The sequence below is a fragment of the Streptomyces achromogenes genome (assembly GCF_030816715.1).
GTDB classification, from domain to species: domain Bacteria; phylum Actinomycetota; class Actinomycetes; order Streptomycetales; family Streptomycetaceae; genus Streptomyces; species Streptomyces achromogenes_A.
Genome location: NZ_JAUSYH010000001.1, coordinates 773,123 through 799,051, shown reverse-complemented (window position 1 = coordinate 799,051; position 25,929 = coordinate 773,123). Strand labels below are relative to the sequence as shown.

The following is a 25,929-nucleotide window of genomic DNA, read 5'->3' as shown; positions in this document are numbered from 1 at the left end:
TGTTCGAACCTGAACGCCACAGAACCCGTCAGTATTCGAGAAGCGGCCGCCCCCGGCCCGCGGATAGCGTGGCGTCGGACGGCAGGACGGCAGGACGGCAGGACGGCAGGACGGCAGGACGGTCGACCGGTCGACCGGTCGAGTGGATCGGGCCGGGCAACGAGGGAGTGCGCAGGTGCTCCCGAGTGAGTGAGGGAGATGTGATGAGCATGGCCAGGAGGACGGACGCGCAGTCACCCGCGTCCCATGTCGCGGACAGCCACGACCTGATCCGGGTGCACGGCGCGCGCGAGAACAACCTCAAGGACGTGAGCATCGAGATCCCCAAGCGCCGGCTGACGGTGTTCACCGGCGTCTCGGGCTCGGGGAAGAGCTCCCTGGTCTTCGACACCATCGCCGCGGAGTCGCAGCGGCTGATCAACGAGACCTACAGCGCCTTCGTGCAGGGCTTCATGCCGAACCTGTCGCGGCCCGAGGTGGACGTGCTCGACGGGCTGACGACCGCGATCATCGTCGACCAGCAGCGGCTGGGCGCCGACCCCCGCTCCACCGTGGGCACCGCCACCGACGCCAACGCGATGCTGCGCATCCTCTTCAGCAGGCTCGGCGAGCCGCACATCGGCCCGCCCAGCGCCTACTCCTTCAACACCGCGTCCGTCCGCGCGAGCGGCGCGATCACCGTGGAGCGCGGCACCAAGAAGGCGGTGAAGGCGACGTACTCCCGCACCGGCGGCATGTGCCCCCGCTGCGAAGGCCGCGGCACGGTCTCCGACATCGACCTCACCCAGCTCTACGACGACAGCAAGTCGCTCAACGAGGGCGCGCTGACGATCCCCGGCTACAGCATGGACGGCTGGTACGGCCGTATCTTCGGCGGCTGCGGTTTCTTCGACCCGGACAAGCCGATCCGCAGGTTCACGAAGAAGGAGCTGCACGACCTCCTCCACAAGGAACCGACCAAGATCAAGGTCGACGGCATCAACCTCACCTACGAGGGCCTGATCCCCAAGATCCAGAAGTCGATGCTGTCCAAGGACATCGACGCGTTGCAGCCGCACATCCGCGCCTTCGTGGAGCGGGCGATGACGTTCACGGTCTGCCCCGAGTGCGACGGCACACGGCTGAGCGAGGGCGCCCGGGCGTCGAAGATCGACGGGGTGAGCATCGCCGACGCCTGCGCGATGCAGATCAGCGACCTGGCCGAGTGGGTCCGCGGCGTCCGGGAGCCGTCGGTGGCGCCGCTGCTCACCGCGCTGCAGCACACGCTGGACTCGTTCGCGGAGATCGGCCTCGGCTACCTCTCGCTGGAGCGGCCCTCGGGCACGCTCTCCGGCGGCGAGGCGCAGCGCGTCAAGATGATCCGCCATCTCGGTTCCTCGCTGACCGACGTCACCTACGTCTTCGACGAGCCCACCACGGGGCTGCACCCGCACGACATCAGCCGGATGAACAACCTGCTGCTGCGCCTGCGGGACAAGGGCAACACGGTGCTGGTCGTGGAGCACAAGCCGCAGACCATCGCCATCGCCGACCACGTCGTGGACCTCGGCCCGGGCGCGGGCACGGCGGGCGGCAGCGTCTGCTTCGAGGGCACCGTCGAGGGGCTGCGGGCCGGCGACACCATCACCGGCCGTCACCTCGACGACCGGGCCGCCGTGAAGCAGACGGTGCGCGAGCCCACCGGCGCGCTGGAGGTCCGGGGGGCGTCCGCGCACAACCTGCAAGACGTCGACGTCGACATCCCGCTCGGGGTGCTGGTCGTGGTCACCGGCGTGGCCGGCTCCGGCAAGAGTTCGCTCGTGCACGGATCGATCCCGCCGGGCGAGGGCGTGGTGGCAGTCGACCAGGGGGCGATCCGCGGTTCCCGGCGCAGCAACCCGGCCACGTACACCGGACTCCTCGACCCCATTCGCAAGGCGTTCGCCAAGGCGAACGGTGTGAAGCCGGCGCTGTTCAGCGCCAACTCCGAGGGGGCCTGCCCCACGTGCAACGGCGCCGGCGTCGTCTACACGGACCTGGCGATGATGGCGGGCGTCGCCACGACCTGCGAGGAGTGCGAGGGCAAGCGGTTCCAGGCGTCGGTGCTGGAGTACCGTCTCGGAGGCCGTGACATCAGCGAGGTGCTGGCGATGTCGGTGACCGAGGCCGAGGAGTTCTTCGCCGCGGGCGAGGCGGCCACACCGGCCGCGCACCGTGTCCTCGGGCGGCTCGTCGACGTCGGTCTCGGCTACGTCAGCCTCGGCCAGCCGCTCACCACCCTCTCCGGCGGCGAGCGGCAGCGGCTCAAGCTGGCCACACACATGGCCGACAAGGGCGGCGTATACGTCCTCGACGAGCCGACCACCGGTCTTCACCTCGCCGACGTCGAGCAGCTGCTCGGACTGCTCGACCGGCTGGTCGACGCGGGTAAGTCGGTCGTCGTGGTCGAGCACCACCCGGCGGTGATGGCGCACGCCGACTGGATCATCGACCTCGGGCCCGGCGCCGGCCACGACGGCGGCCGCATCGTCTTCGAGGGCACCCCCGCCGACCTCGTCGCCGCCCGTTCCACCCTCACCGGCGAGCATCTGGCGGACTACGTCGGCGCCTGACGGCCCCCGGGTCGGCACGGCTGCCCCCGGCATCATCGCCCCGGCGACACGGCCGGGTCGCTCCGCGCGGAGCGCCCCGGCCGTGTCGCTCCGGTCACCCGGCGTCCGGCGCGGGCCTTCACGTCAGTGCGCGCCGAGTCCGCCGCCGCCGAAGGACCCGCTGCTGCCGCGGCTCCAGCGCGGCCGTTTCTGGTCCGTGCTCGCTCTGGTCTGCATGTTGGTCAGCTCGTAGGGAGTGAGGGGGCGTCCGCCGTCCGGCGTCCGGGGTACCTCCTCGGGTTCCCGGTGCTCGCGGATCTCGTGCACCGCCCCGCCGGGCGGGAGGTGCGGCTGTTCCTCGGGGCGCGGCCGGTCCGACTCGCGCGACTTGATGCGCGCGCCCAGCCAGAAGCTCCCGCCCAGAACGATCACGAGGAGCACGGGGACCATGAACAGCCCGAGGCTGAGCAGGCCGCTCGTGGCGGCCAGCTGCTGGCTTGCGGTATTCATATCAGGGAAATACCCATGAAATGGCATGCAAACCAGACATTTCATCTCCGGTCCTGGTCCGTCGGCGTCCCGGGCGCCCCGGGACCGCTGCCGTCCGCGTGACCGGTGGGCGGTTTGGCTCGGCGCGCACCGGCTACCCGCTCACACGTGACTTCGACGACATCCCAGCAGGAGCTCTTCCGGTTCCTGGAGGACCGTTTCGCGTGCGCGCAGGCCTGCACCGAGTGCGCGCAGGCGTGTGCGCTGCGCGCGAGCCTCGTGGATCCGGACGGTACCGACCGGCAGGCGCTGGTGCGCCGCAAGGGCATCATGTGCGCGGAGGTCTGCGACGCGACCTGCCGCGTGCTGTCCGAGGAGAACCGGATGGACGAGGACGGCATCCGCGCCCAGCTGGAGTGGTGCCGCACCGTCTGCCTGGAGTGCGCGCACGCCTTCGACGGGTACCCGGGCGCCGAGGAGAGCGCGGCGGCGTGCCGGGCGTGCGCTCAGGCCTGCACGGAGTTCATCCGGACCCTGAACTGAACCGGCCGCATCACCGCTGAACCGGCCGCACCGCTGAACCGAGCCGTGCGCGCCGGACGGCGCTGCGGCGAACGGTGGCCGCAGGCGAACGGCGGCCGCGCCGAACGGCGACAGCACCGAGCAAGCACGGCGACCGCGGCGATCAGCCGGAGCTCCCTCGCTTCACGCCGCCCTGTGCATTCCCAATTTCTGGAACACGTTCTACGGTGTGCGCCGTCAGGACACCGGCCTTGGGGAGCCAGGAGGCGCCGTGCACCTCGACCACACGCCCGAGCAACTGCGGCTGCGCACGGAACTGCGCGCCTACTTCGCCGAGTTGGTGCCGGACAACGCCTACGCCCGGCACTCCGACCCGGTCGGCGCGAAGGCCTTCTACCGCGCCACCATCCGCCGCCTCGGCGCTGACGGCTGGCTCGGCGTCGGCTGGCCCGAGGAGTACGGCGGCCGCGGCCTGACCCCGATCGAGCAGTTCGTCTTCTTCGACGAGGCCGCCCAGGCCGGCGTACCGCTGCCGCTGATGGCGCTGAACACCGTCGGGCCGACGATCATGCGGTACGGCACCGACGAGCAGAAGGCGTACTTCCTGCCGAAGATCCTCGCCGGGGAGATCGACTTCGCGATCGGCTACAGCGAACCCGACGCGGGCACCGACCTCGCCGCCCTCAGGACGCGCGCGGTACGCGACGGCGACACCTACGTCGTCAACGGGCAGAAGATCTGGACGACCAACGGAGACACCGCGGACTGGGTGTGGCTCGCCGTGCGCACCGACCCCGATGCCCCGCCGCACAAGGGCATCTCCATGCTCCTCGTGCCGACCACCGATCCCGGCTACTCCTGCACCGTCATCCGCACGCTCGCCTCCCACGACACCACCGCCAGCTACTACGAGGACATCCGCGTCCCCGTCTCCCGCCGCGTCGGCGCCGAGAACCAGGGCTGGCGGCTGATCACCAACCAGCTCAACCACGAGCGCGTCACCCTCGCCGCACACGGCACCATGGCCATCCGGGCCCTGCACGACGTGCAGCGCTGGGCGACCGACACCAAACTCGCCGACGGCCGACGCGTCATCGACCTGGCCTGGGTGCGGCGCCGGCTGGCCCAGACCCATGTGAAGCTCGACGCCCTCAAGCTCCTCAACTGGCAGATGGTCGGAGCCCTGCAGAACGGCACCCTCACCCCGCAGGACGCCTCCGCCGTCAAGGTCTACGGCTCCGAGGCCCGCCGCGACGCCTACGCGTGGCTGCTGGAGGTCGTCGCGGCGCCAGGGGCACTCCAGGAGGGCTCCGCGGGCGCGGTGCTCCACGGCGAACTGGAACGCGGCTACCGCTCCGCCGTGATCTTCACCTTCGGCGGCGGCAACAACGAGATCCAGCGGGAGATCATCTCCTGGATCGGCCTGGGGATGCCCCGGGTACGGCGCTAGTCGAGTGGGGCCACCGACGCCAGCCGTGATCTGCACCCTTCGTAGAACTTGTTGACCAGCACGGGCCCGAGGCCGTCATCGACGCGGTTCACGGCATCTCAGGGCAGCAGGGGCGAGCCGGTCCTACTGCCGGGGCTGCCGGGGCTGCCGGGGGATCCGACGGGCGGGGCCGGACTCAGTCGTGGGGGACGACGGCGACGGGGCAGCGTCCGTGATGGATGGCGGCCTGGGCGATCGGTCCCAGGTGGTGTCCCGTGCCCCGCCGATGCGCGCGTCTGCCCACGACCAGCAGCGACGCGCCCTCGGCAGCCCGCACGACGGCCTTGGCAGGACTCGCGAGCCGGATGCTTTCCGTCACCTCCACCTGCGGGTACTTCTCCTGCCAGGGGCGAAGCGCATCGCTCAGTGACGTGCGCGCGTCCTTCGTCATCTCCTCGGTGACGGCGTGGTCGGCGCCCCACGGCATGCGCGCGTGGAGCGGCACGCTGCGGCCGTGGACGGCCACGAGGGGAGCGCCCCGGGCGGCGGCGGTGTGGAAGGCGAAGTCGAGCAGCCCGTCCCCGGGCGTGTGCAGTTTGAGCGCCACCACCACGCGGGCCGGCGGTGCGAAGGCGTGCTCGTCGTCCGCCGGCTCCGCGCGGACCAGGACCACGGGCCGCTCGGCCCGTGCCACGACCGGAAGGCTGACGTCGCCCATGAAGTAGCTCTCGACGGCCTCCATCCCTCGCGAGCCGAGCACCAGCATCTCGGCCTCCGTGGCCGCCCGGAGCAGGGCCTCGTGCGCGTCCTCGGCGACCAGGCTCCCGACGACGGTCAGGCCCGGGTGGCGGGCCTGAAGCTCCGCCTGCGCGGTGTGGACCAGACGCTTCGCCCAGTAGTTCTGGTCGACCTCGGAGGGCAGTCGCGCGGATTCCGGTACCAGGAGCGGCCAGGCGTGCAGCAGCCGCAGGGTCAGCTTGCGCTTCTCGGCCTCGTCGGCGGCCCAGCGGGCGGCCGTGAGGCTCGCGGGTGAGCCGTCGAGGCCTACGGTGACGACAGGTTCCATGGCAGCGGCCTCCGTCTCGTACGAAGCCGGATGCGACGGTGAGCGAGCGAGGTGGAGCCTGGTGCGACATCGTCGACATGCCCGGCGTGGGGCGTTCTCTCCCTTCGAGGAGACCCCAGTTCCCTCCACGGCGCATGTGGACCGCGGGGACGGACCGGTCCCCGCGGGGACCGGCCGGCTTCGGGAGCGGAGGAGCCGGCGCTCTTAGTGCCGGCCGGCGATCCCTGTCACACTGCCGCTATGACGGGCGACCCGGGCTTGTTCACCCCGCGCAGCGTGACCTGGCAGATGCACGGCGACCCGATGATGTGGGTCGCCGGGATCCGCGCGCTCTACCTCCAGGCGCTGCACCCGCGAGCCGTCCGCGGCGTCACCCAGAACTCCGACTTCCGGCGCGACGCCTGGGGCCGGCTGATGCGGACCGCCGACTTCGTCGGCACCACGGCGTACGGCACGGCCGAGGCGGCCGAGAAGGCGGGCGCCCGCGTCCGCAAGATCCACCGGATGCTGTCCGCGACCGACCCGGAGACGGGGGAGCGGTACGGTGTCGACGAGCCCGCACTGCTGCTGTGGGTGCACTGCGCAGAGATCGACTCCTATCTGCACGTGCTGCGCCGCTCCGGCTACCCGCTCACCGACGCGGCCGCGGACCGCTACGTCGCCGAGCACCGTGTCAGCGCCCGCCTGGTGGGCCTCGACCCGGAGACGGTGCCCGCCGACCGGGCGGAGATGGCGGCGTACTTCGACCGGACCCTCCCCGAGCTCGCCGCCGGAGCGGAGGCCCGCGAGGTCGACGACTTCCTGCGCCGTCCGCCCGTCCACCCCCTGCTGATCCCGGCGCGCGCGGTGCTGTGGCGGCGCGTGGCGAACCTGGCGTATGCCTCGCTGCCCCCGTACGCCCACGCGCTGTACGGCAGACCGGCCCCCGCACCCGCCGTCGTCACCCGCAGGCTGCGCGCCACGGGCGCCGCGCTGCGCTGCGTCCCCGCACGTCTGCGATGGCAGCTGCCGCCCAAACACGTCCTGCGGGCGATGGCGAGACTGGGCCCCGAAAGCCGTCCGGCACCGTACAAGGTGCGACGATAGGCCGCCATACTGAACCCTCTGGGGGAGGGCTGGAAAGCGACGGGGGCGGCACACCATGGCGGAGAGCACGCTGATCCAGGGCCGTTACCGGCTTCTGGACCGGATCGGGCGCGGTGGGATGGGCGAGGTGTGGCGGGCCCGCGACGAGTCCCTCGGCCGGCAGGTCGCCGTGAAGTGCCTCAAACCGGCCGGACCGCACCACGACCCGTCCTCGGGGAGCGTCCTGCGTGAGCGGTTCCGGCGCGAGGGCCGCGTGGCCGCCGCGCTCCAGCACCGCGGGGTGACGGTCGTCCACGACTTCGGCGACCACGACGGCGTCCTCTTCCTCGTCATGGAACTCCTGGACGGCCGCAACCTGTGCCAGCTGCTGGACGACGGGGAACGCCGGCCGCTGCCCGTGCCGGAGGTCGTCGACATCGCCGACCAGGTGGCCGCGGCCCTCTCCTACACCCACCGGCAGGGCGTCGTGCACCGTGACCTGAAGCCGGCGAACATCGTGCGCCTCGCCGACGGCACAGTGAAGATCTGCGACTTCGGCATCGCCCGCCTCAGTCACGACGTGGGCTTCACCTCCCGGCTCACCGGCACCGGCATCGCCATGGGCACCCCGCACTACATGTCGCCCGAGCAGATAGCGGGGGAGGAGGTCGACCGGCGCAGCGACCTGTACTCGCTGGGATGCGTGCTCTACGAGATCGCCACCGGCCGCCCGCCGTTCGACCTGGACGACCCCTGGGCGATCCTCGTCGGACACCGGGACACCCCGCCCCGGCCGCCCCGCGAGCACCGCGCCGACCTGCCGGCCCACCTCGACCGGATCATCCTCGACCTGCTCGCCAAGGAGCCCGCCCAGCGACCCCACGACGCCCGCGAGATCGTCCAGCGCATCGCCGACGCCCGCAGCACGCCGACCGGCCTGTCCACGTCCGTGCCGTCGCGGCCCGCGCCGCGGACTTCCGACGCGCACGCGGCGGACGAGGGCGGTCCCCGACTGCCGTCCTGGACCCGGGGCATGACCGTCGGCCACCGGGCCGTCGGCGCCGGACCGCGGGGCGCGCGTCCGGACGCCGGGGCGGCCCTGACCGACGAGTGGATCCCCCGGCCGACGCTCGTGGCGGTCCCGGCCCCGGACGGTGCGCAGGCCCCCTGACCCCGGTCGCCCCGGTCCGCGGGCCCCGCGGACCCGCGCCGCACGACGACCCGGTCGGCGTCACACCGCACTGCCCGGTGCCCGGGCACGAGGCGGGGGAGGAGCTGCACATGGCCGCACGGGGCGCCCAGGCCCGCCGGCCGGAACACGCCGTCACGCCGGGGCCGGCTGCCGCTCCCAGCCCAGCTCCGAATACGGCCGTCCGGCACGGATCCCGGCGACGGCCGTGCGCGCGTAGCCGACCATCGGCTCGGGCAGCCCGTCCAGCGGCCACCAGCCCCAGCTCAGGCACTTGTCCGGTTCCAGCAGCCGCGGCTCGCCGTCCCAGCGCCGGGCCCGGAAGACGAGCTGCAGGCGCGGCCGGGCGGTGGGCGAGTCGACGACGTGCACGACGTGCACGAGCTCGACGTCGCGTGCCGCGATCTCCAGTCCGGCCTCTTCCCGGGCCTCGCGGACGAGGCACGCCACCGCGGACTCCCGCTCGCAGTGACCGGCCAGGAAGTGGTGCTTCAGGGGCGCGAAAGACGAGTCAGGGTGGCGCAGACCGAGGAGGATGTCGCCGTCGTGCTCCAGATAGAGATGGACGCCGACGGCGTTGAGGACGGTCTCCCGCACGGCCGGCTGCGGCGTCGGGGCGACCGGGGACGCCTGGTGCCGGGCGATGACCTGCGCGGCGCCCGGCGCCATCGTCAGGTGCGCGGTGGTCGCCGCGTCGAAGAACGCGAACATGATGCCCTCGGTGACGGGCAGCCGCGAGGGATCGCCGTCCCAGCCGCCCAGGAAGACCTGGATGCCGTCGACGACCGCGTACCGGGTCAGCCCCTCGAGGATCAGACCCGTCTCTTCCAACAGCTCGCGGGCGACGGCCTCCTCGAGCGTCTCATCCCCCTCGCACGCGCCGCCGGGCAGCGACCACAGGCCCGCGTCACAGATGGGTTTGTGCGCGTCCCGCAGATGCAGGAGGTACTGGCCGCGCCGGTTGACCAGCAGGGCGGCGGAATTGCGCGGCTCGGCTCCGGGCATGGCGGACGGCTGGGCGGTCATAGGCTCCCCCTGAATCCAACGCGCGTGCGCCTCAACGCACTTGAGGCCATGACGATCGTAGGGGAGCCCGGACCGCACCGGCTCGCCCTCCGGGTTCCGGCTCCGAGGCGCGCAGCAGCCCGGCGCTACCCCCTCTGGCCGACCTTGATCGGCTCGTGTTACGAAGAACCATGGCCGCACACGAGGGACACGAGGCACACCAGGCACACGGGGCACACCAGGGCGATCACGACCGGCGGGATCACCGGGGACGGCGCGTCTACGACGCCGTCGTCGTCGGCGGCGGGCACAACGGGCTGGTCGCCGCCGCCTACCTGGCCCGGGCCGGACGGTCCGTACTGGTGCTGGAGCGGCTGGACCACACCGGGGGCGCCGCCGTCTCCACCCGGCCGTTCGCCGGGGTCGACGCCCGGCTCTCGCGCTACTCCTACCTGGTCAGCCTGCTGCCGCGGAAGATCGTGCGGGACCTGGGGCTCCGCTTCCGCGTGCAGGGCCGCACGATCTCCTCGTACACCCCCGTGGAGCGCGACGGACGGGCCACCGGGCTGCTCGTGGGCGGCGGCGCCCGGCGCACGCGGGAGGCGTTCGCGCGGCTGACCGGCGGCGAGCGCGAGTACGCGGCCTGGGAGCGTTTCTACGACATGACCGGGCGGGTCGCCCAGCGGGTGTTCCCCACGCTCACCGAGCCGCTGCCCACCCGTGAGGAACTGCGCCGGCGCGTCGACGACGAGGAGGCCTGGCGGACCCTGTTCGAGGAGCCGATCGGCGTCGCCGTCGAGGAGCGCTTCGCGGACGACCTGGTGCGCGGCGTGGTCCTGACCGACGCCGTCATCGGCACCTTCGCCGACTCCCACGACCCCTCGCTCCGGCAGAACCGCTGCTTCCTGTACCACGTGATCGGCGGCGGCACCGGCGCCTGGGACGTCCCCGTCGGAGGCATGGGCGCGCTCACCGACGCTCTGGCCGCCGCCGCCCGTGACGCGGGCGCGGTCCTCGCCACCGGCCACGAGGCGGTGCGGATCGACACGGACGGCCGTACGGCGGAGGTCGCCTACCGCACGGCGGACGGCGAGGGGGTCGCCGTGGCCCGGCACGTCCTGGTGAACGCCTCGCCGCAGGCGCTCGCGGCCCTGACCGGCGACGCGCCGCCGGCCCCCGCCGAGGGCGCCCAGCTCAAGGTGAACATGCTGCTCGAACGGCTGCCGAGGCTGCGGGACAGCTCCGTCGACCCGCGCGAGGCGTTCGCCGGCACCTTCCACATCGCCGAGGGCTACCGCCAGTTGGCCGCCGCACACGCCCAGGCCGTGGCCGGCGAGCTGCCCGCCGCCCCGCCCTCCGAGATCTACTGCCACTCCCTGACCGACCCGAGCATTCTCGGCCCGGACCTCGTCGAGCGGGGCTACCAGACGCTGACGCTGTTCGGCCTGCACACGCCCGCCCGGCTCTTCGCACGGGACAACGACGCCGTGCGCGAGGAGCTGCTGCGGTCGACCCTCGCCCAGCTGGACGCCCACCTCGCCGAGCCCCTGGCGGACTGCCTGGCCAAGGATGCCGACGGCCGCCCCTGCATCGAGGCGCGGACCCCGCTCGACCTGGAGCGCGACCTCGGGCTGCCCGGCGGCAACATCTTCCACCGCGACCTGAGCTGGCCCTACGCCCAGGAAGGGGCGGGGCGCTGGGGCGTGGCGACCCCGCACGCCAATGTGCTGCTGTGCGGGGCCGGCGCGGTGCGCGGCGGCGGCGTGAGCGGCGTGCCGGGGCACAACGCCGCCATGGCGGTGCTCGAGGAGCACGCGGGAGTCTGAGGACAGGAATCCGGTCGGGCACCGGTCGGGCATCTGGTGAGGTATCCGTCGGGTTTCCGGTCCGGCATCCGGCGGCAAGAATCTGACGGTCTATCAGAAAAGCTCTTCCGTCGTCCGCGCGGCTGCGGCATCCTGCGCCCATGCAGACGGAGCTGAGCACACAACTGGGAGTCGAGCACGCCGTCTTCGGCTTCACGCCGTTCCCCGCGGTCGCCGCGGCCATCAGCCGCGCGGGCGGCTTCGGCGTGCTCGGCGCGGTCCGCTACACCGACCCCGACGACCTCAAACGCGACCTCGACTGGATCGAGGCGCATGTCGGCGGCCGGCCCTACGGGCTCGACGTCGTCATGCCCGCCAAGAAGGTCGAAGGGGTGACCGAGGCCGACGTCGAGGCGATGATCCCCGAGGGGCACCGGCAGTTCGTGCGCGACACCCTCGCCACCTACGGGGTGCCCGAGCTGGCCGAGGGCGAGGCCTCCGGGTGGCGGATCACCGGCTGGATGGAACAGGTCGCCCGCAGCCAGCTCGACGTCGCCTTCGACTACCCGATCCGGCTGCTGGCCAACGCCCTCGGCTCACCGCCGGCCGACGTCGTCGCCCGCGCCCACGAGCGGGGCGTCCTCGTCGCCGCGCTGGCCGGCAGCGCCCGGCACGCCCGCAAGCACAGGGACGCCGGCATCGACATCGTCGTCGCCCAGGGATACGAGGCGGGCGGTCACACCGGCGAGATCGCCTCCATGGTGCTCACCCCGGAGGCCGTGGACGCCGTCGCACCGCTGCCGGTCCTCGCCGCCGGCGGCATCGGCAGCGGGCGGCAGATCGCCGCCGCCCTCGCGCTGGGCGCCCAGGGCGTCTGGCTCGGGTCGCTCTGGCTGACCACCGCCGAGGCCGACCTGCACTCACCCGCCCTCACCCGCAAGCTTCTCGCGGCGGGCTCCGGCGACACGGTCCGTTCCCGCGCGCTGACCGGCAAGCCCGCCCGCCAGCTGCGCACCGAGTGGACCGACGCCTGGGACGGCCCCGACGGGCCCGGCACCCTCCCGATGCCCCTGCAGGGCCTGCTCGTCGCCGAGGCCGTCTCCCGCATCCAGAAGTACGAGGTCGACCCCCTGCTCGGCACCCCGGTCGGCCAGATCGTCGGCCGGATGAACGAAGTCCGCAGCGTGCAGGAGGTCTTCGACGACCTCACCCGCGGTTTCGAGCAAGCCGTCGACCGCGTCAACCGCATCGCCGGAAGGAGCGGCCAGTGACCAGCACACCCCCCGCCGGATTCTGGGCCCAGGCGGCCCAGGACCCCGACCGCGTCGTCCTGATCGCCCCGGACGGCGAGGAATGGACCGCCGGACGCCTGCACGCCGCCGCCAACCGGCTCGTGCACGGTCTGCGCGCCGCCGGACTGGAACGCGGCGACGCCTTCGCCGTCGTCCTGCCCAACTCGGCCGAGTTCTTCACCGCCCATCTCGCCGCCAGCCAGGCCGGCTTCTACCTGGTCCCGGTCAACCACCATCTGACGGGCCCCGAGATCGCCTGGATCGTCTCCGACTCCGGAGCGAAGGTGCTGCTGGCCCACGGGCGCTTCGCCGACCAGGCCCGCCGCGCCGCCGACGAGGCCGGCCTGCCCGCCGGCCGGCGGTACGCCGTCGGTGGGATCGACGGGTTCCGGCCGTACGCCGAACTCCTCGCCGGCCAACCCGGATCGCCGCCCTCCGACCGCACCCTCGGCTGGGTCATGAACTACACCTCGGGCACGACGGGCCGCCCGCGCGGCATCCGGCGGCCGCTGCCCGGCAAACTGCCCGAGGAGGCCTACCTCGGCGGCTTTCTCGGCATCTTCGGCATCAAGCCCTTCGACGACAACGTGCACCTCGTCTGCTCGCCGCTCTACCACACGGCGGTGCTCCAGTTCGCGGGCGCGTCCCTGCACATCGGGCACCGGCTGGTCCTGATGGACAAATGGACGCCCGAGGGGATGCTGCGGCTCATCGACGGCCACCGCTGCACCCACACCCACATGGTCCCCACCCAGTTCCACCGGCTGCTCGCCCTCCCCGAGGAGGTGCGGGCGCGCTACGACGTGTCGTCCATGCGGCACGCCATCCATGGCGCCGCGCCCTGCCCCGACCACGTGAAACGGGCGATGATCGACTGGTGGGGCCACTGCGTCGAGGAGTACTACGCGGCCAGCGAGGGCGGCGGCGCGTTCGCCACGGCCGAGGACTGGCTGAAGAAGCCCGGCACGGTCGGAAAGGCCTGGCCCATCAGCGAGTTGGCCATCTTCGACGACGCGGGCGAGCGGCTGCCGGCCGGTGAACTCGGCACCGTGTACATGAAGATGACGACGGGCGGCTTCGCCTACCACAAGGACGAGGACAAGACCCGGAAGAACCGCATCGGCGACTTCTTCACCGTCGGCGACCTCGGCGTGCTCGACGAGGACGGCTACCTGTTCCTCCGCGACCGCAAGATCGACATGATCATCTCCGGCGGCGTCAACATCTACCCCGCCGAGATCGAGTCCGCCCTGCTAGCCCACCCGGCCGTCGCCGACGCGGCCGTCTTCGGCATCCCGCACGACGACTGGGGCGAGCAGGTGAAGGCCGTCGTCGAACCGGCGCCCGGCCACGAGCCCGGACCCGCCCTGGCCGCCGCCCTCCTCGACCACTGCGCCGACCGGCTGGCCGGCTACAAGCGGCCCCGGAGCATCGACTTCATCGCCGAGATGCCCCGTGACCCCAACGGCAAGCTGTACAAGCGGCGGCTGCGGGAGCCGTACTGGGAGGGCCGGACCCGCCCGATGTAAGCGTGCCCGGCCGGGCACGGCGACCGCCCCTCGCCGGAAGGCTGCCCCCGGCCGTTCGGCGTGAGCCCGCCCCGCCCGCCGGGCGACGGCGGCGGGCCCCGGCCCCTCGACGGGAGGCCGCCCCCTGCCGTTCGGCGGCGGGCCTCGGTGACGCCTCGTGGCGTGGGCCGGATCGGGTCGTTCGGCGGAGTCGCCGGGGCGGCCCCCTCGGCGAAGACCGGCTCAGAACTCGCGCAGACAGGCTCGATGGGGTACCTCGGAAGTAGAAGAGGAACAGGGCCTGGTGATCATGGAGTTGCGACGCTCTGTGATCACCGGGAGACCTGTGCCTGCCTTGCCGTCATGGCTGACCGAACCCTTGTGGGACCAATTCGCGGCGCTGCTTCCGCAGCGGCCCGTCTACGCTCCGACCCACCCGCTGGGCTGCCACCGCACGCGGATCAGCGACCGGATCATCTTCGACAAGCCGCTGCAACTCCTGCGCTTCGGCTGCTCCTACGAAGCCCTGGCGGACACCACCTGCTCGGCCACCACGATTCGCAACCGCCGTGACGAGTGGATCCGGCTCGGCGTCTTCGCCCGGCTCCGGCACATCGCTCTGGAGGCGTACCACCGCATCGTCGGCCTCGTTCTGGACCAGGTCGCCATCGACGGGTCGATCACCAAGGCACCCGGAGGCGGAGAAGCCGCTGGACGCTCACCGGTCGACCGGGGCAAACAGGGCCTCGAACGCTCGGGGATGACAGACGGCTACGGCATCCCGCTGGGCCGCGTCCTGGCCGGAGCGAACTGCCACGACTCGCCGCTGCCCGCCCCGACCCTGGACCTTCTGACGGCCTGGGTCCGCTGCCCGACGACATCACCGTGCGTAGCCTCGTTCGCCGCGCCTGGACCACTCACCGCTGGGACGACCGCCCCACCCGGCGACCATGACCCCGCCCCCAATTGCGCGAGTTCTCACCGGCTCCGGCGACGCACCAGAAGCACCGAAGGAGAACGGGCTCTGTCCCTTGAGCTACGAGGGCCTCTTGCCCGAGAGCCTGGCGGCCGTCGGCGGCGGTGGGTTACGGCATTGACGCGAACGCCTCCCGGTGGTCGCGTGCCCACTGCTTGAACGTGCCCGCCGTTCGACCGAGCACCTGCGGCACGTGGTCGGTGACGTAGGCCGCACCGCCGGCGCGCGCCCAGCCGATGCCGGTGACCATCCCGGCCGGCAACTGGTCGAACGCATTCGTGTCGGTGATCTTGACCGGCCGTTCCAGCACGCCCTCCAGAATCGCCGCCTGGTCTGCGAACGTCAGCAGCTCCGGCCCGGTCAGGTCGTACCGCTGCCCGTCGTGCGCATCGCTGGTCATGGCGGCGACGGCCACCGCGGCCACGTCCCTTGGGTCGACGACGGCCTGCCGGGAGTCGCCGGCCAGGTTCGGGATCGGCTCTCCGGCCTGGATCAGCGCCCGATACCACAAGAAGTTCGAGGCGAAGCTCGGCGGGCGGAGCATCGTCCACACGAGCCCACTGGCCTCGATCGCCTCCTCCGCGGCGAGGTGCCACGCGCCGACGGTCGCCCCGTCGAACAGCTCGCCGCTGCCGATGGCGGACAGCTTGACGACCTTACGGACGCCCGCCGCCCGCGCGGCCGTCACCAGGGCGATGTCGTGGTCCGCGGTCGGCACGGGGGGCACGGTCACGAGAAAGACCGTGTCGACGTCGGCCACCGCCCGTGCCAGCGACGCCGGGTCGTCGAAGTCGGCCTGCACCCCGCCGGGCCGCTCGCGGCGGGACATCGCCCGAAACGGCACGCCCCGCTCGGTGAGCAGACGCACGACGTGACTACCGATGGTGCCGGTGGCACCGGTAACAAGGATCATGTCCCGACGGTCGCATCGCTCTCACGCCGCGGGATAGGAAGTTTCGGCACTATCGTGGGCCGCGTGAGCCCTCTCAACATGCCGCCTGCCCTTGCTCGTTGGGTGGCCGGGGTAGATGTCGCTACGGCGGCCGGTTCGGCGGCGGTCGACGTGCCCGATCACGCCACCACCCTTCTCCTGCGCAGCGACAAGCGTGAGCTGATCGTCATGGGCCCCCGCACCCGGGCCGCCTATCACGTTGCCGCGCCCGGCCACTCGTGCGTGCGGGTTCGTATGCGGCCGGGTCGTGCCCAAGCCCTGCTCGGCCGTCCGCTGCGTGATCTCGCCGATCGCGCCCTGCCGCTCCGCGAACTGCCGGGTCTGGACGTCGACCAGCTCGCCGCCGATCCGGTCGCCGCTCTCGAAGAAGCATTGGCCGATTGGCCGGAGCCTCCGGAGCGGCTCGAAGAGGCGGCACACCTACTGGTCGGCACCACTGTCGCCACGGCCGCGGCCCGGTTGCACATCAGTGAGCGCCGCCTGCACACCCTGTTCACCGACGGCACCGGCTTGTCCCCGAAGCACTTCGCACGCATCGACCGCGTTCGCACCGTGCTCGCGGCCGATGCCGGCCGGTGGTCGGACATCGCCGCGACGGCCGGCTACTACGACCAGTCCCACATGACGGCCGAGTTCCGCCACTTCATGGGTGTCCCGCCGGCCGCGTTCACCGCAGGGCGGCGTCCCGCCGCGACTCCGTGCACTGCCTGAGTTCCAAGACTGGCAGAACAGGAGTTGCAGCGGCTTGTCGAAGATGACCCGGTCACTGATCCGCGTGCGGTGGCAGCCCAGCGGGTGGGTCGGAGCGTAGACGGGCCGCTGTGGCAGCAGCGCCGCGAATTGGTCCCACAGGGGTTCGGTCAGCCATGACGGCAAGGCAGGCACAGGTCTCCCGGTGATCACAGAGCGTCGCAACTCCATGATCACCAGGCCCTGTTCCTCTTCTACTTCCGAGGTACCCCATCGAGCCTGTCTGCGCGAGTTCTTAGGCCGTTCGGCGGCAGGACGGCCCCTCCCGGTCGGCGAGGGCGGCCGGCCGCGGGCCGCTCCGGCGCCGGGTCGGACCCCCGCCACCGGTGTTCGGGACCGGCCGCGCCGTCGTCCCCGTCACGGCGACTTGACCTGCCCCGGCCCCCGCCCGAGGATCATGAGTCATGACGACGCCCGGACACGGCAGCACGGTCGACGGGGTGCTGCGGCGCAGCGCCCGCCGCACCCCGGCGCGCGTCGCGATCGAATACCGCGACCGCACCTGGACCTACGAGGAACTCGACGACGCCGTCTCGCGCGCGGCGAGCGTCCTGCTCGGCGCCGGCCTCGCCCCCGGCGACCGGGTGGGCGCGTACGGCCACAACTCCGACGCCTACCTCATCGCGTTCCTCGCCTGCGCCCGTGCCGGCCTGGTCCACGTCCCCGTGAACCAGAACCTCACCGGCGACGACCTGGCGTACATCGTGCGCCAGTCGGGCAGCACGCTGGTTCTCGCCGACCCCGACCTCGCGGCCCGGCTCCCCGACGGCGTGCGCACGTCGGCCCTGCGCGACGCCGAGGACTCGTTGCTGGCGCTGCTGCCCGCGGCCGACCCGTACGACGGCCCCGAGCCGCGCCCCGAGGACCTGGTGCAGCTGCTCTACACGTCCGGCACGACGGCCCTGCCGAAGGGCGCGATGATGACGCACCGCGCCCTGGTGCACGAGTACCTGAGCGCCATCGCCGCCCTCGACCTGAGCGCCGGCGACCGTCCCGCGCACTCCCTGCCGCTGTACCACTCGGCGCAGATGCACGTGTTCCTGCTGCCCTACCTCGCGGTCGGCGCGACCAACCTCGTGCTGGACGCCCCCGACGGCGACCGTCTCCTCGACCTGATCGAGGCGGACCGCGTCGACAGCCTGTTCGCGCCGCCGACCGTGTGGATCGCGCTGGCGGGCCGTCCCGACTTCGGCGAGCGTGACCTGAGCGGGCTGCGCAAGGCGTACTACGGCGCGTCGGTCATGCCGGTGCCCGTGCTGGAGCGGCTGCGCGAACGCCTGCCCGAGCTCGGCTTCTACAACTGCTTCGGGCAGAGCGAGATCGGCCCCCTCGCCACCGTCCTCGCGCCCGATGAGCACAAGGGGCGGATGGACTCCTGCGGGCGCACGGTGCTGTTCGTGGACGCCCGGGTCGTCGACGAGGACGGGGCAGACGTCCCCGACGGCACGCCCGGCGAGATCGTCTACCGCTCCCCGCAACTGTGCGAGGGCTACTGGGACAAGCCCGAGGAGACCGCCGCGGCCTTCCGTGACGGCTGGTTCCGCTCCGGCGACCTCGCCGTGCGCGACGCCTACGGCTACTTCACGATCGTCGACCGGGTGAAGGACGTCATCAACACCGGTGGCGTGCTGGTCGCCTCACGCCAGGTCGAGGACGCGCTGTACGCCCACGACGCCGTCGCGGAGGCCGCGGTGATCGGGCTGCCCGACGAGAGGTGGATCGAGGCGGTGACCGCGGTGGTGGTCGCGCGCGGCCAGGTGACCGAGGAGGAGCTCATCGCGTACGCCCGCGAAAAGCTCCCGTCGTTCAAGGCCCCCAAGTGGGTGGTCTTCGTCGACGAACTCCCGCGCAACGCCAGCGGGAAGATCCTCAAGCGGGAACTGCGCGAGCGCTTGGGCTCGTGAACCGCGCGGATCTCGTCACTCCCGGGGCCGCAGGTCCACGATCCGCCTGATCTTGCCCACCGACCGCTCCAGCGACTCGGGGTCGACGATCTCCACGGCGGCGGACACGCCGATGCCGTCCTTCACCGCCGACGCGATCGCCCGGGCGGCCGTGTCGCGGTCGGCGGGCGTGGCGTCGCGGCGGGCCTCCGCGCGGACCGTGAGGGCGTCGAGGCGGCCCTCCCGGGTCAGCCGGAGCTGGAAGTGGGGCGCCACGGCCGGAGTCCGCAGCACGATCTCCTCGATCTGGGTGGGGAAGAGGTTCACCCCGCGCAGGATGACCATGTCGTCGCTGCGGCCGGTCACCTTCGCCATGCGGCGGAAGACCCGGGCCGTCCCCGGCAGCAGCCGGGTCAGGTCCCGGGTGCGGTAGCGGACGACGGGCATGGCCTCCTTGGTGAGCGAGGTGAACACCAACTCGCCCTCCGCGCCCTCCGGCAGGACCTCGCCCGTGACCGGGTCGACCACCTCGGGGAAGAAATGGTCCTCCCAGATGTGCAGCCCGTCCTTGGTCTCCACGCACTCCTGCGCCACCCCCGGGCCGATCACCTCCGACAGCCCGTAGATGTCGACCGCGTCGATCGCGAACCGCTGCTCGATCTCCTGCCGCATCCGCTCGGTCCAGGGTTCGGCGCCGAAGATCCCCACCCGCAGCGAGGTGGAGCGCGGATCGACGCCTTGCCGCTCGAACTCGTCCAGCAGGGTCAGCATGTAGGACGGGGTCACCATGATGACCCGGGGCTCGAGGTCCTGGATCAACTGGACCTGACGGGACGTCATTCCGCCGGACGCGGGGATCACCGTGCAGCCGAGGCGTTCGGCGCCGCAGTGCGCGCCGAGGCCACCGGTGAACAGGCCGTAGCCGTACGCCACATGGACCGTGTCGCCCGGCCGGCCGCCCGCGGCGCGGATCGATCGGGCCACCAGGTCCGCCCACAGGGACAGGTCGGCGTCCGTGTAGCCGACGACCGTCGGCCGGCCGGTGGTGCCGCTGGAGGCGTGGATGCGGCGGATCCGCTCCCTGGGGACGGCGAACATTCCGTATGGGTAGTGCGCGCGCAGGTCGGCCTTGCCGGTGAAGGGGAACCGGGCCAGGTCACCGAGGTCGCGGCAGTCGTCGGGGTGGACGCCGGCCTTGTCGAAGGCCTCGCGGTAGAAGGGCACGCCATCGTACGCGTGACGCAGCGAGGCGCGCAGGCGCTCCAGCTGCCGTGCGCGCAGGGCGTCCTCGCTGAGGCGCTCGCCCTCGTCCAGCGTGTTCCTCGCGTCCGCCATCTGGACTCTCCCTCACCCGAATCACGCCAACGCGGGCGACCGATCATTCGGTCGATCTTCCTCGGGATCAGTAATCCAGGACCGGGGCCGTCAGGCAAGGGTTCGGCTGCGGGTTCTGCCCGGGGATCGCGGTCAGGTGTTCTCCGCCAGCGCCGCCTCCCGCGCCCACCGGTAGTCCGCCTTTCCGCTCGGGGAGCGGCGGATGGACTCGGTGAGCACCAGCTGGCGCGGGATCTTGTAGCCCGCCAGCCGGGTGCGGCAGTGACTCTGGATCGCCTCCAGGGAGAGCGGCGGGGCGCCCCGGCGCACCTGGACCACCGCCGCCACATGGGCGCCCCACCGCGCGTCCGGCACCCCCGCCACCAGGGCGTCGTACACGTCCGGATGAGCCTTCAGCGCCTGTTCGACCTCCTCGGGGTACACCTTCTCGCCGCCGGTGTTGATGCACTGCGAGCCGCGCCCGAGGACGACGACCACACCGTCCTCGTCGACGGTGGCCATGTCGCCGAGCAGGACCCAGCGCTCGCCGTCCTTCTCGAAGAAGGTCTCGGCGGTCTTCGCCGGGTCGTTGTAGTAGCCGAGGGGGACGTGACCGCACTGGGCGACCCGGCCGATCTCGCCCGGCGCGGTCGCCTCCTTCGTGGCCGGATCGACCACCCGGGTACGGGAGTTGACCCGGACGCGGAAGCCGCGCTCGGGGCCGGAGTCCTCCGTGGCCGTGCCGTTGAAGCCGGACTCCGAGGAGCCGAAGTTGTTCAGCAGCATCGCGTTCGGCATCAGCTCCCGGAACTGCCGGCGCACCGTGTCCGACATGATGGCCCCGGACGAGGAGACGCTGAACACGGACGAGCAGTCCGTTCCCCGCATCGGGCCGTCGAGCGCGTCGATCAGCGGCCGCAGCATCGCGTCGCCGACCAGGGAGACGGCGTTGACCTTTTCCTTGGCGATGGTCCGCAACACCTCCTCGGGCACGAACTTGCTGTGCAGCACGACCCGTTGGCCGAAGTTGAAGCCGATGAACGCGGTGAGGGTCGAGGTGCCGTGCATCAGCGGGGGAGTGGGGAAGAAGGTGATCCCCGAGCCGCCCGCGGCGACCCGCTCGGCGAGCTCCTCCGGCTTCTTCACCGGCTCCCCGGTCGGCGCCCCGCCGCCCAGTCCCGCGAAGAACAGGTCCTCCTGACGCCACATCACACCCTTGGGCATACCGGTCGTGCCGCCCGTGTAGATGATGAACTGGTCGTCCCCCGACCGGGCCGGGAAACCGCGCTCCGGGGAGCCGCCCGCCTCGGCGTCCGCGAAGGAGACGATGTCCGCGAAGGGGGCGATGCCCTCGCCCGCCGGCCCGACCCGTAGCAGGTGCCGCAGCGCCGGGGCCTGTGGCAGCGCGGCCGCCACCCGGTCGGTGAACTCCGCCTCGAAGACGAGGGCGGCCAGGTCGGCGTCCCGGTAGAGATAGACCAGCTCCTCCTCGACGTACCGGTAGTTGACGTTGACCGGCACGATCCGGGCCTTGAGGCAGCCCAGCACCGTCTGCAGGTACTCGACGCCGTTGTACAGGTGCAGGCCGAGGTGCTCGCCGGGGCGGATCCCGCTGTCGAGGAGGTGGTGGCCGATGCGGTTGGCCGCGGCGTCCAGCTCCGCGTACGTCAGACGGCGTTCCGCGCCCGAGCCCGGGTGGTCCACGTGGACGAGCGCCTCGCGGTCCGCCGCCACGTCGACGACCGACTCGAACAGGTCGGCAAGGTTGTACTCCACCGTTCCTCCTGACCTCACGACGGCCTGGCTCCCAGACGGTTCGCCGGTCATCAGAGCAAAGGGCACGGCAAGTGGGAAGGGCTCCGGACAAGAAATCTGACTGTCTGTCAGAAAACCCTTGAACTGCCATCACGCCTCCTGCAACCTGTTCTCGTTCTTTCCGAGGGGAGATCTGCGATGGGCGGTACCGAACACCTCACCGTGCGGCGCGAGGGCGCCACGCTGGTGCTCACGCTCAACAGGCCGGAGGCCAGGAACGCGCTCTCGATCGCCATGCTCGTCGGCCTGTACGACGGCTGGCTCGAGGCCGACGCGGACGACTCGGTCCGTTCGGTCGTCCTCACCGGCGCCGGCGGCTCCTTCTGCGCCGGCATGGACCTCAAGGCGCTCGCCGGCCAGGGCATGCAGGGCGAGCAGCACCGCGACCGGCTCAAGGCCGACCCCGACCTGCACTGGAAGGCGATGCTGCGCCACCACCGCCCCCGCAAACCGGTGATCGCCGCCGTCGAGGGCCACTGCGTGGCGGGCGGCACCGAGATGCTCCAGGGCACCGACATCCGCGTCGCCGGGGAGTCCGCCACCTTCGGCCTCTTCGAGGTCAGGCGCGGCCTGTTCCCGATCGGCGGTTCCACGGTCCGCCTGCCACGGCAGATCCCGCGCACCCACGCCCTGGAGATGCTGCTCACCGGACGGCCCTACAGCGCGAAGGAGGCCGCGGCCGTCGGACTGATCGGGCACGTCGTTCCCGACGGCGCCGCCCTGGACCGGGCCCTGGAGATCGCCGAACGCGTCAACGCCTGCGCCCCGCTCGCCGTGGAGGCCGTGAAGGCGTCCGTGTACGAGGCCGCCGAGCTGACCGAGGCCGACGGGCTGGCCGCCGAACTGGTCCGTGGCTGGCCGGTGTTCGACACGGACGACGCGAAGGAAGGCGCCCGCGCCTTCGCGGAGAAACGGCCGCCTGTCTACCGGCGCGCGTGACGCTCCGCCGGGCGAGTGGGCGGTAAGCGCAGTTCGCCATACTGCGGGTCCGTTGTGGCTGGTCGCGCAGTTCCCCGCGCCCCCTTTCGGGGCGCTCCCGCTGACGTCGGCTTCCCAGGGAGGCAGCCCCGATGCCCGAAGTGCTCAAAGCGCCGCTCGTCGTCGAGTTCCCGTTCACCCGGTCCCTCGGCCCCGTCCAGAGTGCCTTCCTCACCGGCCTGCGCGAACGCGTCGTCCTCGGCGTGCGCACCGGAGACGACCGCACCCTCGTCCCGCCCGTCGAGTACGACCCCGTCACCGCCGAGGAACTGCACGACCTCGTGGAGGTGGCCGCCACCGGCACGGTCACCACCTGGGCCTGGAACCACGCCCCCCGCCGCGGCCAGCCCCTCGCCACGCCCTTCGCCTGGGTCCTGGTCCGGCTCGACGGCGCCGACACCGCCCTCCTGCATGCCCTCGACGCCCCCGGCCCGGACGCGGTCCGCACCGGAATGCGGGTCCGCATCCGCTGGGCGGAGGAACGCACCGGCGCCATCACCGACATCGCCTGCTTCGAGCCGCACGACGGTGATCCGGCCGAACTCACGGGCACCACCGGCGAGTTCGCGGACCCGGTCACCGGCATCGTCGCCCCCGCCCGCCTCGACTACACCTACTCGCCCGGCCGCGCCCAGTCCGCCTACATCGAGGCGCTCTCCACCAGGCGCACCGTCGGCGAACGCTGCCCGTCCTGCCGCAAGGTGTACGTCCCGCCGCGCGGAGCCTGCCCCACCTGCGGCGTTCCGACCGCCGAGCAGGTCGAGGTCGGACCGCGCGGGACCGTCACCACCTTCTGCATCGTCAACATCAAGGCGAAGAACCTCGACATCGAAGTCCCCTACGTGTACGCCCACATCGCCCTCGACGGAGCCGGCCTCGCCCTGCACGGCCGCATCTCCGGCATCCCCTACGACCAGGTGCGCATGGGCCTGCGCGTCGAACCCGTGTGGACGGACGGCGCCCGCTACCCCGACCACTACCGGCCGGCCGGCGAACCCGACGCGGACTACGACGCCTACAAGGAGCTGCTGTGACCCGCGAGGAAACCCCGGGCGTCCGCGACATCGCGGTCGTCGCCTTCGCGCAGACCGACGTCCTGCGCACCACCGACGAGCTCTCCGAGGTCGAGATGCTCATGCCGGTCCTGCACAGCGTCCTCGACCGGACCGGCCTGAAGACCGCCGACATCGGCTTCACCTGCTCCGGCTCCAGCGACTACCTCGCCGGCCGCGCCTTCTCCTTCACCCTCGCCCTCGACGGCGTCGGCGCCTGGCCGCCCATCTCCGAGTCGCACGTCGAGACGGACGGCGCCTGGGCGCTGTACGAGGCGTGGACCAAACTTCTCACCGGCGACGCCGACACCGCGCTCGTCTACTCCTACGGCAAGTCCTCGCCGGGCTCCCTGCGCGACGTCCTCACCCGCCAGCTCGACCCGTACTACGTCGCCCCCCTGTGGCCGGACTCCGTCGCGCTCGCCGCGCTCCAGGCACAGGCCCTGATCGACGCGGGCGAGGCGGACGAGAGCGCCCTCGCCGCGATCGGCACCCGCAGCCGGCGGGTCGCCACCCTCAACTCCCACGCCCAGCTGCGCGGCACCGTCCCCCAGGGCGACTACGCGGTACGGCCGCTGCGCACCGGTGACTGCCCGCCCGTCGGCGACGGGGCAGCCGCCGTGATCCTCGCGGCGGGGGAACGGGCCCGCGAGCTGTGCTCCCGGCCCGCGTGGATCCGGGGCATCGACCACCGCATCGAGGCCCACTCGCTCGGCGTGCGCGACCTCACCGACTCGCCGTCCACCCGCCTCGCCGCCGAGAAGGCCGGCGTCTTCGAACGGCCCGTCGACACCGCCGAACTCCACGCCCCGTTCAGCGCGCAGGAGATCGTCCTGCGCAAGGCGCTGCGGCTGGACGACAGCGTGCGGGTGAACCTGTCCGGCGGCGCCCTCGCCGCCAACCCGATGATGGCCGCCGGCCTCATCCGCATCGGCGAGGCCGCCGCCCGGATCCACCGGGGCGAGTCCGACCGGGCCCTCGGCCACGCCACGTCCGGCCCGTGTCTGCAGCAGAACCTGGTCGCCGTACTCGAAGGGGATGCGCGATGAGCAAGGAGCCCGTGGCCGTCGTCGGGATCGGCCAGACCAAGCACGTCGCCGCCCGGCGGGACGTCTCGATCGCCGGGCTGGTCCGGGAGGCCGCCCGGCGTGCTCTCGACGACGCCGAGCTGACCTGGGCCGACGTAGACGCCGTCGTCATCGGCAAGGCCCCCGACTTCTTCGAGGGCGTCATGATGCCCGAGCTGTACCTCGCCGACGCCCTCGGCGCGGTCGGCAAACCCATGCTGCGCGTGCACACGGCCGGCTCCGTCGGCGGATCGACGGCGCTGGTCGCCGCCGGCCTCGTCGCCGCCCGCGTCCACGGCACCGTCCTCACCCTCGCCTTCGAGAAGCAGTCCGAGTCCAACGCCATGTGGGGGCTGTCCCTGCCCGTTCCCTTCCAGCAGCCGCTGCTCGCCGGGGCGGGCGGGTTCTTCGCCCCGCACGTGCGCGCCTACATGCGCCGCAGCGGCGCGCCCGACAGCGTCGGCTCGCTGGTGGCGTACAAGGACCGCCGCAACGCCCTGAAGAACCCCTACGCGCACCTCCACGAGCACGACATCACCCTGGAGAAGGTCCAGGCCTCGCCGATGCTGTGGGACCCGATCCGCTACTCGGAGACCTGCCCCTCCTCCGACGGCGCCTGCGCGATGGTCCTCACCGACCGGGCCGGAGCGGCCCGCGCGCCCCGCCCGCCCGCCTGGATGCTCGGCGGGGCGATGCGCAGCGAACCGACCCTCTTCGCCGGCAAGGACGCCGTCTCGCCACAGGCCGGCAAGGACTGCGCCGCGGACGTCTACCGCCAGGCCGGGATCGGCGACCCGCGCCGGGACATCGACGCCGTCGAGATGTACGTGCCGTTCTCCTGGTACGAGCCCATGTGGCTGGAGAACCTCGGCTTCGCCGACGAGGGCGAGGGCTGGAAGCTCACCGAGGCCGGCGCCACCGAACTCGACGGCGACCTGCCCGTCAACATGTCGGGCGGTGTCCTGTCCACCAACCCGATCGGCGCCTCCGGCATGATCCGCTTCGCGGAGGCGGCGCTCCAGGTGCGCGGACAGGCCGGCGAACACCAGGTGGAACGGGCCCGCAGGGTCCTCGGGCACGCCTACGGGGGCGGCTCGCAGTTCTTCTCCATGTGGCTCGTGGGAGCGCGACCTCCGGAGTCCTGAAAGGTCCTTCCCACGTGCCCTGTCGGCGCCCGGACCCGGTCGCTAGGCTGGCCCGCG

General features: G+C 72.2%; 19 protein-coding genes and 3 pseudogenes. 15 read left to right on the top strand and 7 right to left on the bottom strand.

What is annotated here, in order from left to right; translation table 11 throughout:
* The first annotated feature begins 203 nt into the window (after positions 1-203).
* Positions 204-2,591: an ATP-binding cassette domain-containing protein gene (locus QF032_RS03590; RefSeq protein WP_373430287.1), complete on the top strand. Its 2,388-nt coding sequence runs from the start codon at positions 204-206 to the stop codon at positions 2,589-2,591.
* A 123-nt stretch (positions 2,592-2,714) separates the two neighbouring features.
* On the opposite strand, the gene QF032_RS03585 is transcribed toward QF032_RS03590, so the two are convergent.
* Positions 2,715-3,080, bottom strand: a complete 366-nt coding sequence (locus QF032_RS03585) for a DUF6479 family protein (RefSeq protein WP_307039897.1) — start codon at positions 3,078-3,080, stop codon at positions 2,715-2,717.
* Between the two features lie 147 nt (positions 3,081-3,227).
* Between QF032_RS03585 and QF032_RS03580 the strand changes: the two genes are divergently transcribed.
* Positions 3,228-3,602 carry a four-helix bundle copper-binding protein gene (locus QF032_RS03580; RefSeq protein ID WP_307039895.1) on the top strand — a complete coding sequence of 125 codons (375 nt, stop codon included), beginning with the start codon at positions 3,228-3,230 and terminating at the stop codon, positions 3,600-3,602.
* A 250-nt stretch (positions 3,603-3,852) separates the two neighbouring features.
* The gene (locus QF032_RS03575) at positions 3,853-5,031 is read left to right on the top strand and encodes an acyl-CoA dehydrogenase family protein (RefSeq protein ID WP_307039893.1); all 1,179 of its coding nucleotides are present in this window, start codon (positions 3,853-3,855) and stop codon (positions 5,029-5,031) included.
* Between the two features lie 175 nt (positions 5,032-5,206).
* Here the strand turns inward: QF032_RS03575 and QF032_RS03570 are convergent, their stop codons facing one another.
* Positions 5,207-6,076, bottom strand: a complete 870-nt coding sequence (locus QF032_RS03570) for a universal stress protein (RefSeq protein ID WP_307039891.1) — start codon at positions 6,074-6,076, stop codon at positions 5,207-5,209.
* Positions 6,077-6,316: 240 nt separating this feature from the next.
* Between QF032_RS03570 and QF032_RS03565 the strand changes: the two genes are divergently transcribed.
* Both QF032_RS03565 and QF032_RS03560 read left to right on the top strand, forming a co-directional pair.
* The gene (locus QF032_RS03565; protein ID WP_307039888.1) at positions 6,317-7,162 is read left to right on the top strand and encodes an oxygenase MpaB family protein; all 846 of its coding nucleotides are present in this window, start codon (positions 6,317-6,319) and stop codon (positions 7,160-7,162) included.
* A gap of 55 nt (positions 7,163-7,217) precedes the next feature.
* A pseudogene (locus QF032_RS03560) lies at positions 7,218-8,309 on the top strand (serine/threonine-protein kinase); the annotation flags it as partial.
* A 156-nt stretch (positions 8,310-8,465) separates the two neighbouring features.
* Here the strand turns inward: QF032_RS03560 and QF032_RS03555 are convergent.
* On the bottom strand, positions 8,466-9,356 hold the full coding sequence (locus QF032_RS03555; RefSeq protein WP_307054850.1) for an NUDIX hydrolase: 891 nt from the start codon (positions 9,354-9,356) through the stop codon (positions 8,466-8,468).
* Positions 9,357-9,526: 170 nt separating this feature from the next.
* Here QF032_RS03555 and QF032_RS03550 point away from each other — a divergent pair, with 170 nt between their 5' ends.
* The 4 genes and pseudogenes from QF032_RS03550 to QF032_RS03535 form a co-directional block, all read left to right on the top strand.
* Complete coding sequence (locus tag QF032_RS03550; RefSeq protein WP_307054849.1) at positions 9,527-11,161, top strand: phytoene desaturase family protein; 1,635 nt, start codon at positions 9,527-9,529, stop codon at positions 11,159-11,161.
* A gap of 140 nt (positions 11,162-11,301) precedes the next feature.
* On the top strand, positions 11,302-12,411 hold the full coding sequence (locus QF032_RS03545) for an NAD(P)H-dependent flavin oxidoreductase (RefSeq protein ID WP_307039881.1): 1,110 nt from the start codon (positions 11,302-11,304) through the stop codon (positions 12,409-12,411).
* Positions 12,408-13,961 carry an acyl-CoA synthetase gene (locus tag QF032_RS03540; protein WP_307039879.1) on the top strand — a complete coding sequence of 518 codons (1,554 nt, stop codon included), beginning with the start codon at positions 12,408-12,410 and terminating at the stop codon, positions 13,959-13,961. Before QF032_RS03545 ends, QF032_RS03540 begins: the two co-directional genes overlap by 4 nt.
* A 325-nt stretch (positions 13,962-14,286) precedes the next feature.
* Positions 14,287-14,793 (top strand): annotated as a pseudogene (locus QF032_RS03535) (transposase); the annotation flags it as partial.
* Between the two features lie 232 nt (positions 14,794-15,025).
* Here QF032_RS03535 and QF032_RS03530 read toward each other — a convergent pair.
* On the bottom strand, positions 15,026-15,829 hold the full coding sequence (locus tag QF032_RS03530; protein ID WP_307039877.1) for an NAD(P)H-binding protein: 804 nt from the start codon (positions 15,827-15,829) through the stop codon (positions 15,026-15,028).
* Positions 15,830-15,892: 63 nt separating this feature from the next.
* On the opposite strand from QF032_RS03530, the gene QF032_RS03525 reads away from it, so the two are divergent.
* The gene (locus QF032_RS03525) at positions 15,893-16,579 is read left to right on the top strand and encodes a helix-turn-helix domain-containing protein (protein WP_307054847.1); all 687 of its coding nucleotides are present in this window, start codon (positions 15,893-15,895) and stop codon (positions 16,577-16,579) included.
* A gap of 18 nt (positions 16,580-16,597) precedes the next feature.
* On the opposite strand, the pseudogene QF032_RS03520 reads toward QF032_RS03525, so the two are convergent.
* Positions 16,598-16,753, bottom strand: a pseudogene (locus QF032_RS03520) (IS5/IS1182 family transposase); the annotation flags it as partial.
* Positions 16,754-17,022: 269 nt separating this feature from the next.
* Between QF032_RS03520 and QF032_RS03515 the strand changes: the two are divergent.
* Positions 17,023-18,522, top strand: coding sequence for an acyl-CoA synthetase (locus QF032_RS03515; RefSeq protein ID WP_307054846.1), 1,500 nt, complete (start codon positions 17,023-17,025; stop codon positions 18,520-18,522).
* 15 nt (positions 18,523-18,537) lie between these two features.
* Here the strand turns inward: QF032_RS03515 and paaK are convergent, their stop codons facing one another.
* Both paaK and QF032_RS03505 read right to left on the bottom strand, forming a co-directional pair.
* Positions 18,538-19,836, bottom strand: a complete 1,299-nt coding sequence (gene paaK / locus QF032_RS03510; RefSeq protein WP_307039871.1) for a phenylacetate--CoA ligase PaaK — start codon at positions 19,834-19,836, stop codon at positions 18,538-18,540.
* Positions 19,837-19,968: 132 nt separating this feature from the next.
* Entirely contained in the window at positions 19,969-21,591 is a 1,623-nt protein-coding gene (locus tag QF032_RS03505; protein WP_307054844.1) for an acyl-CoA synthetase, read from the bottom strand.
* Positions 21,592-21,768: 177 nt separating this feature from the next.
* On the opposite strand from QF032_RS03505, the gene QF032_RS03500 reads away from it, so the two are divergent.
* From QF032_RS03500 to QF032_RS03485, 4 genes are all read left to right on the top strand, one after another.
* Complete coding sequence (locus QF032_RS03500; RefSeq protein WP_306954981.1) at positions 21,769-22,569, top strand: crotonase/enoyl-CoA hydratase family protein; 801 nt, start codon at positions 21,769-21,771, stop codon at positions 22,567-22,569.
* 131 nt (positions 22,570-22,700) lie between these two features.
* Positions 22,701-23,642, top strand: coding sequence for a Zn-ribbon domain-containing OB-fold protein (locus tag QF032_RS03495; protein WP_307054842.1), 942 nt, complete (start codon positions 22,701-22,703; stop codon positions 23,640-23,642).
* The gene (locus QF032_RS03490; protein WP_306954983.1) at positions 23,639-24,709 is read left to right on the top strand and encodes a thiolase domain-containing protein; all 1,071 of its coding nucleotides are present in this window, start codon (positions 23,639-23,641) and stop codon (positions 24,707-24,709) included. Before QF032_RS03495 ends, QF032_RS03490 begins: the two co-directional genes overlap by 4 nt.
* Positions 24,706-25,872, top strand: coding sequence for a thiolase domain-containing protein (locus tag QF032_RS03485; RefSeq protein ID WP_307054840.1), 1,167 nt, complete (start codon positions 24,706-24,708; stop codon positions 25,870-25,872). The genes QF032_RS03490 and QF032_RS03485 overlap by 4 nt, the downstream gene beginning before the upstream one ends.
* Positions 25,873-25,929: the final 57 nt, after the last annotated feature.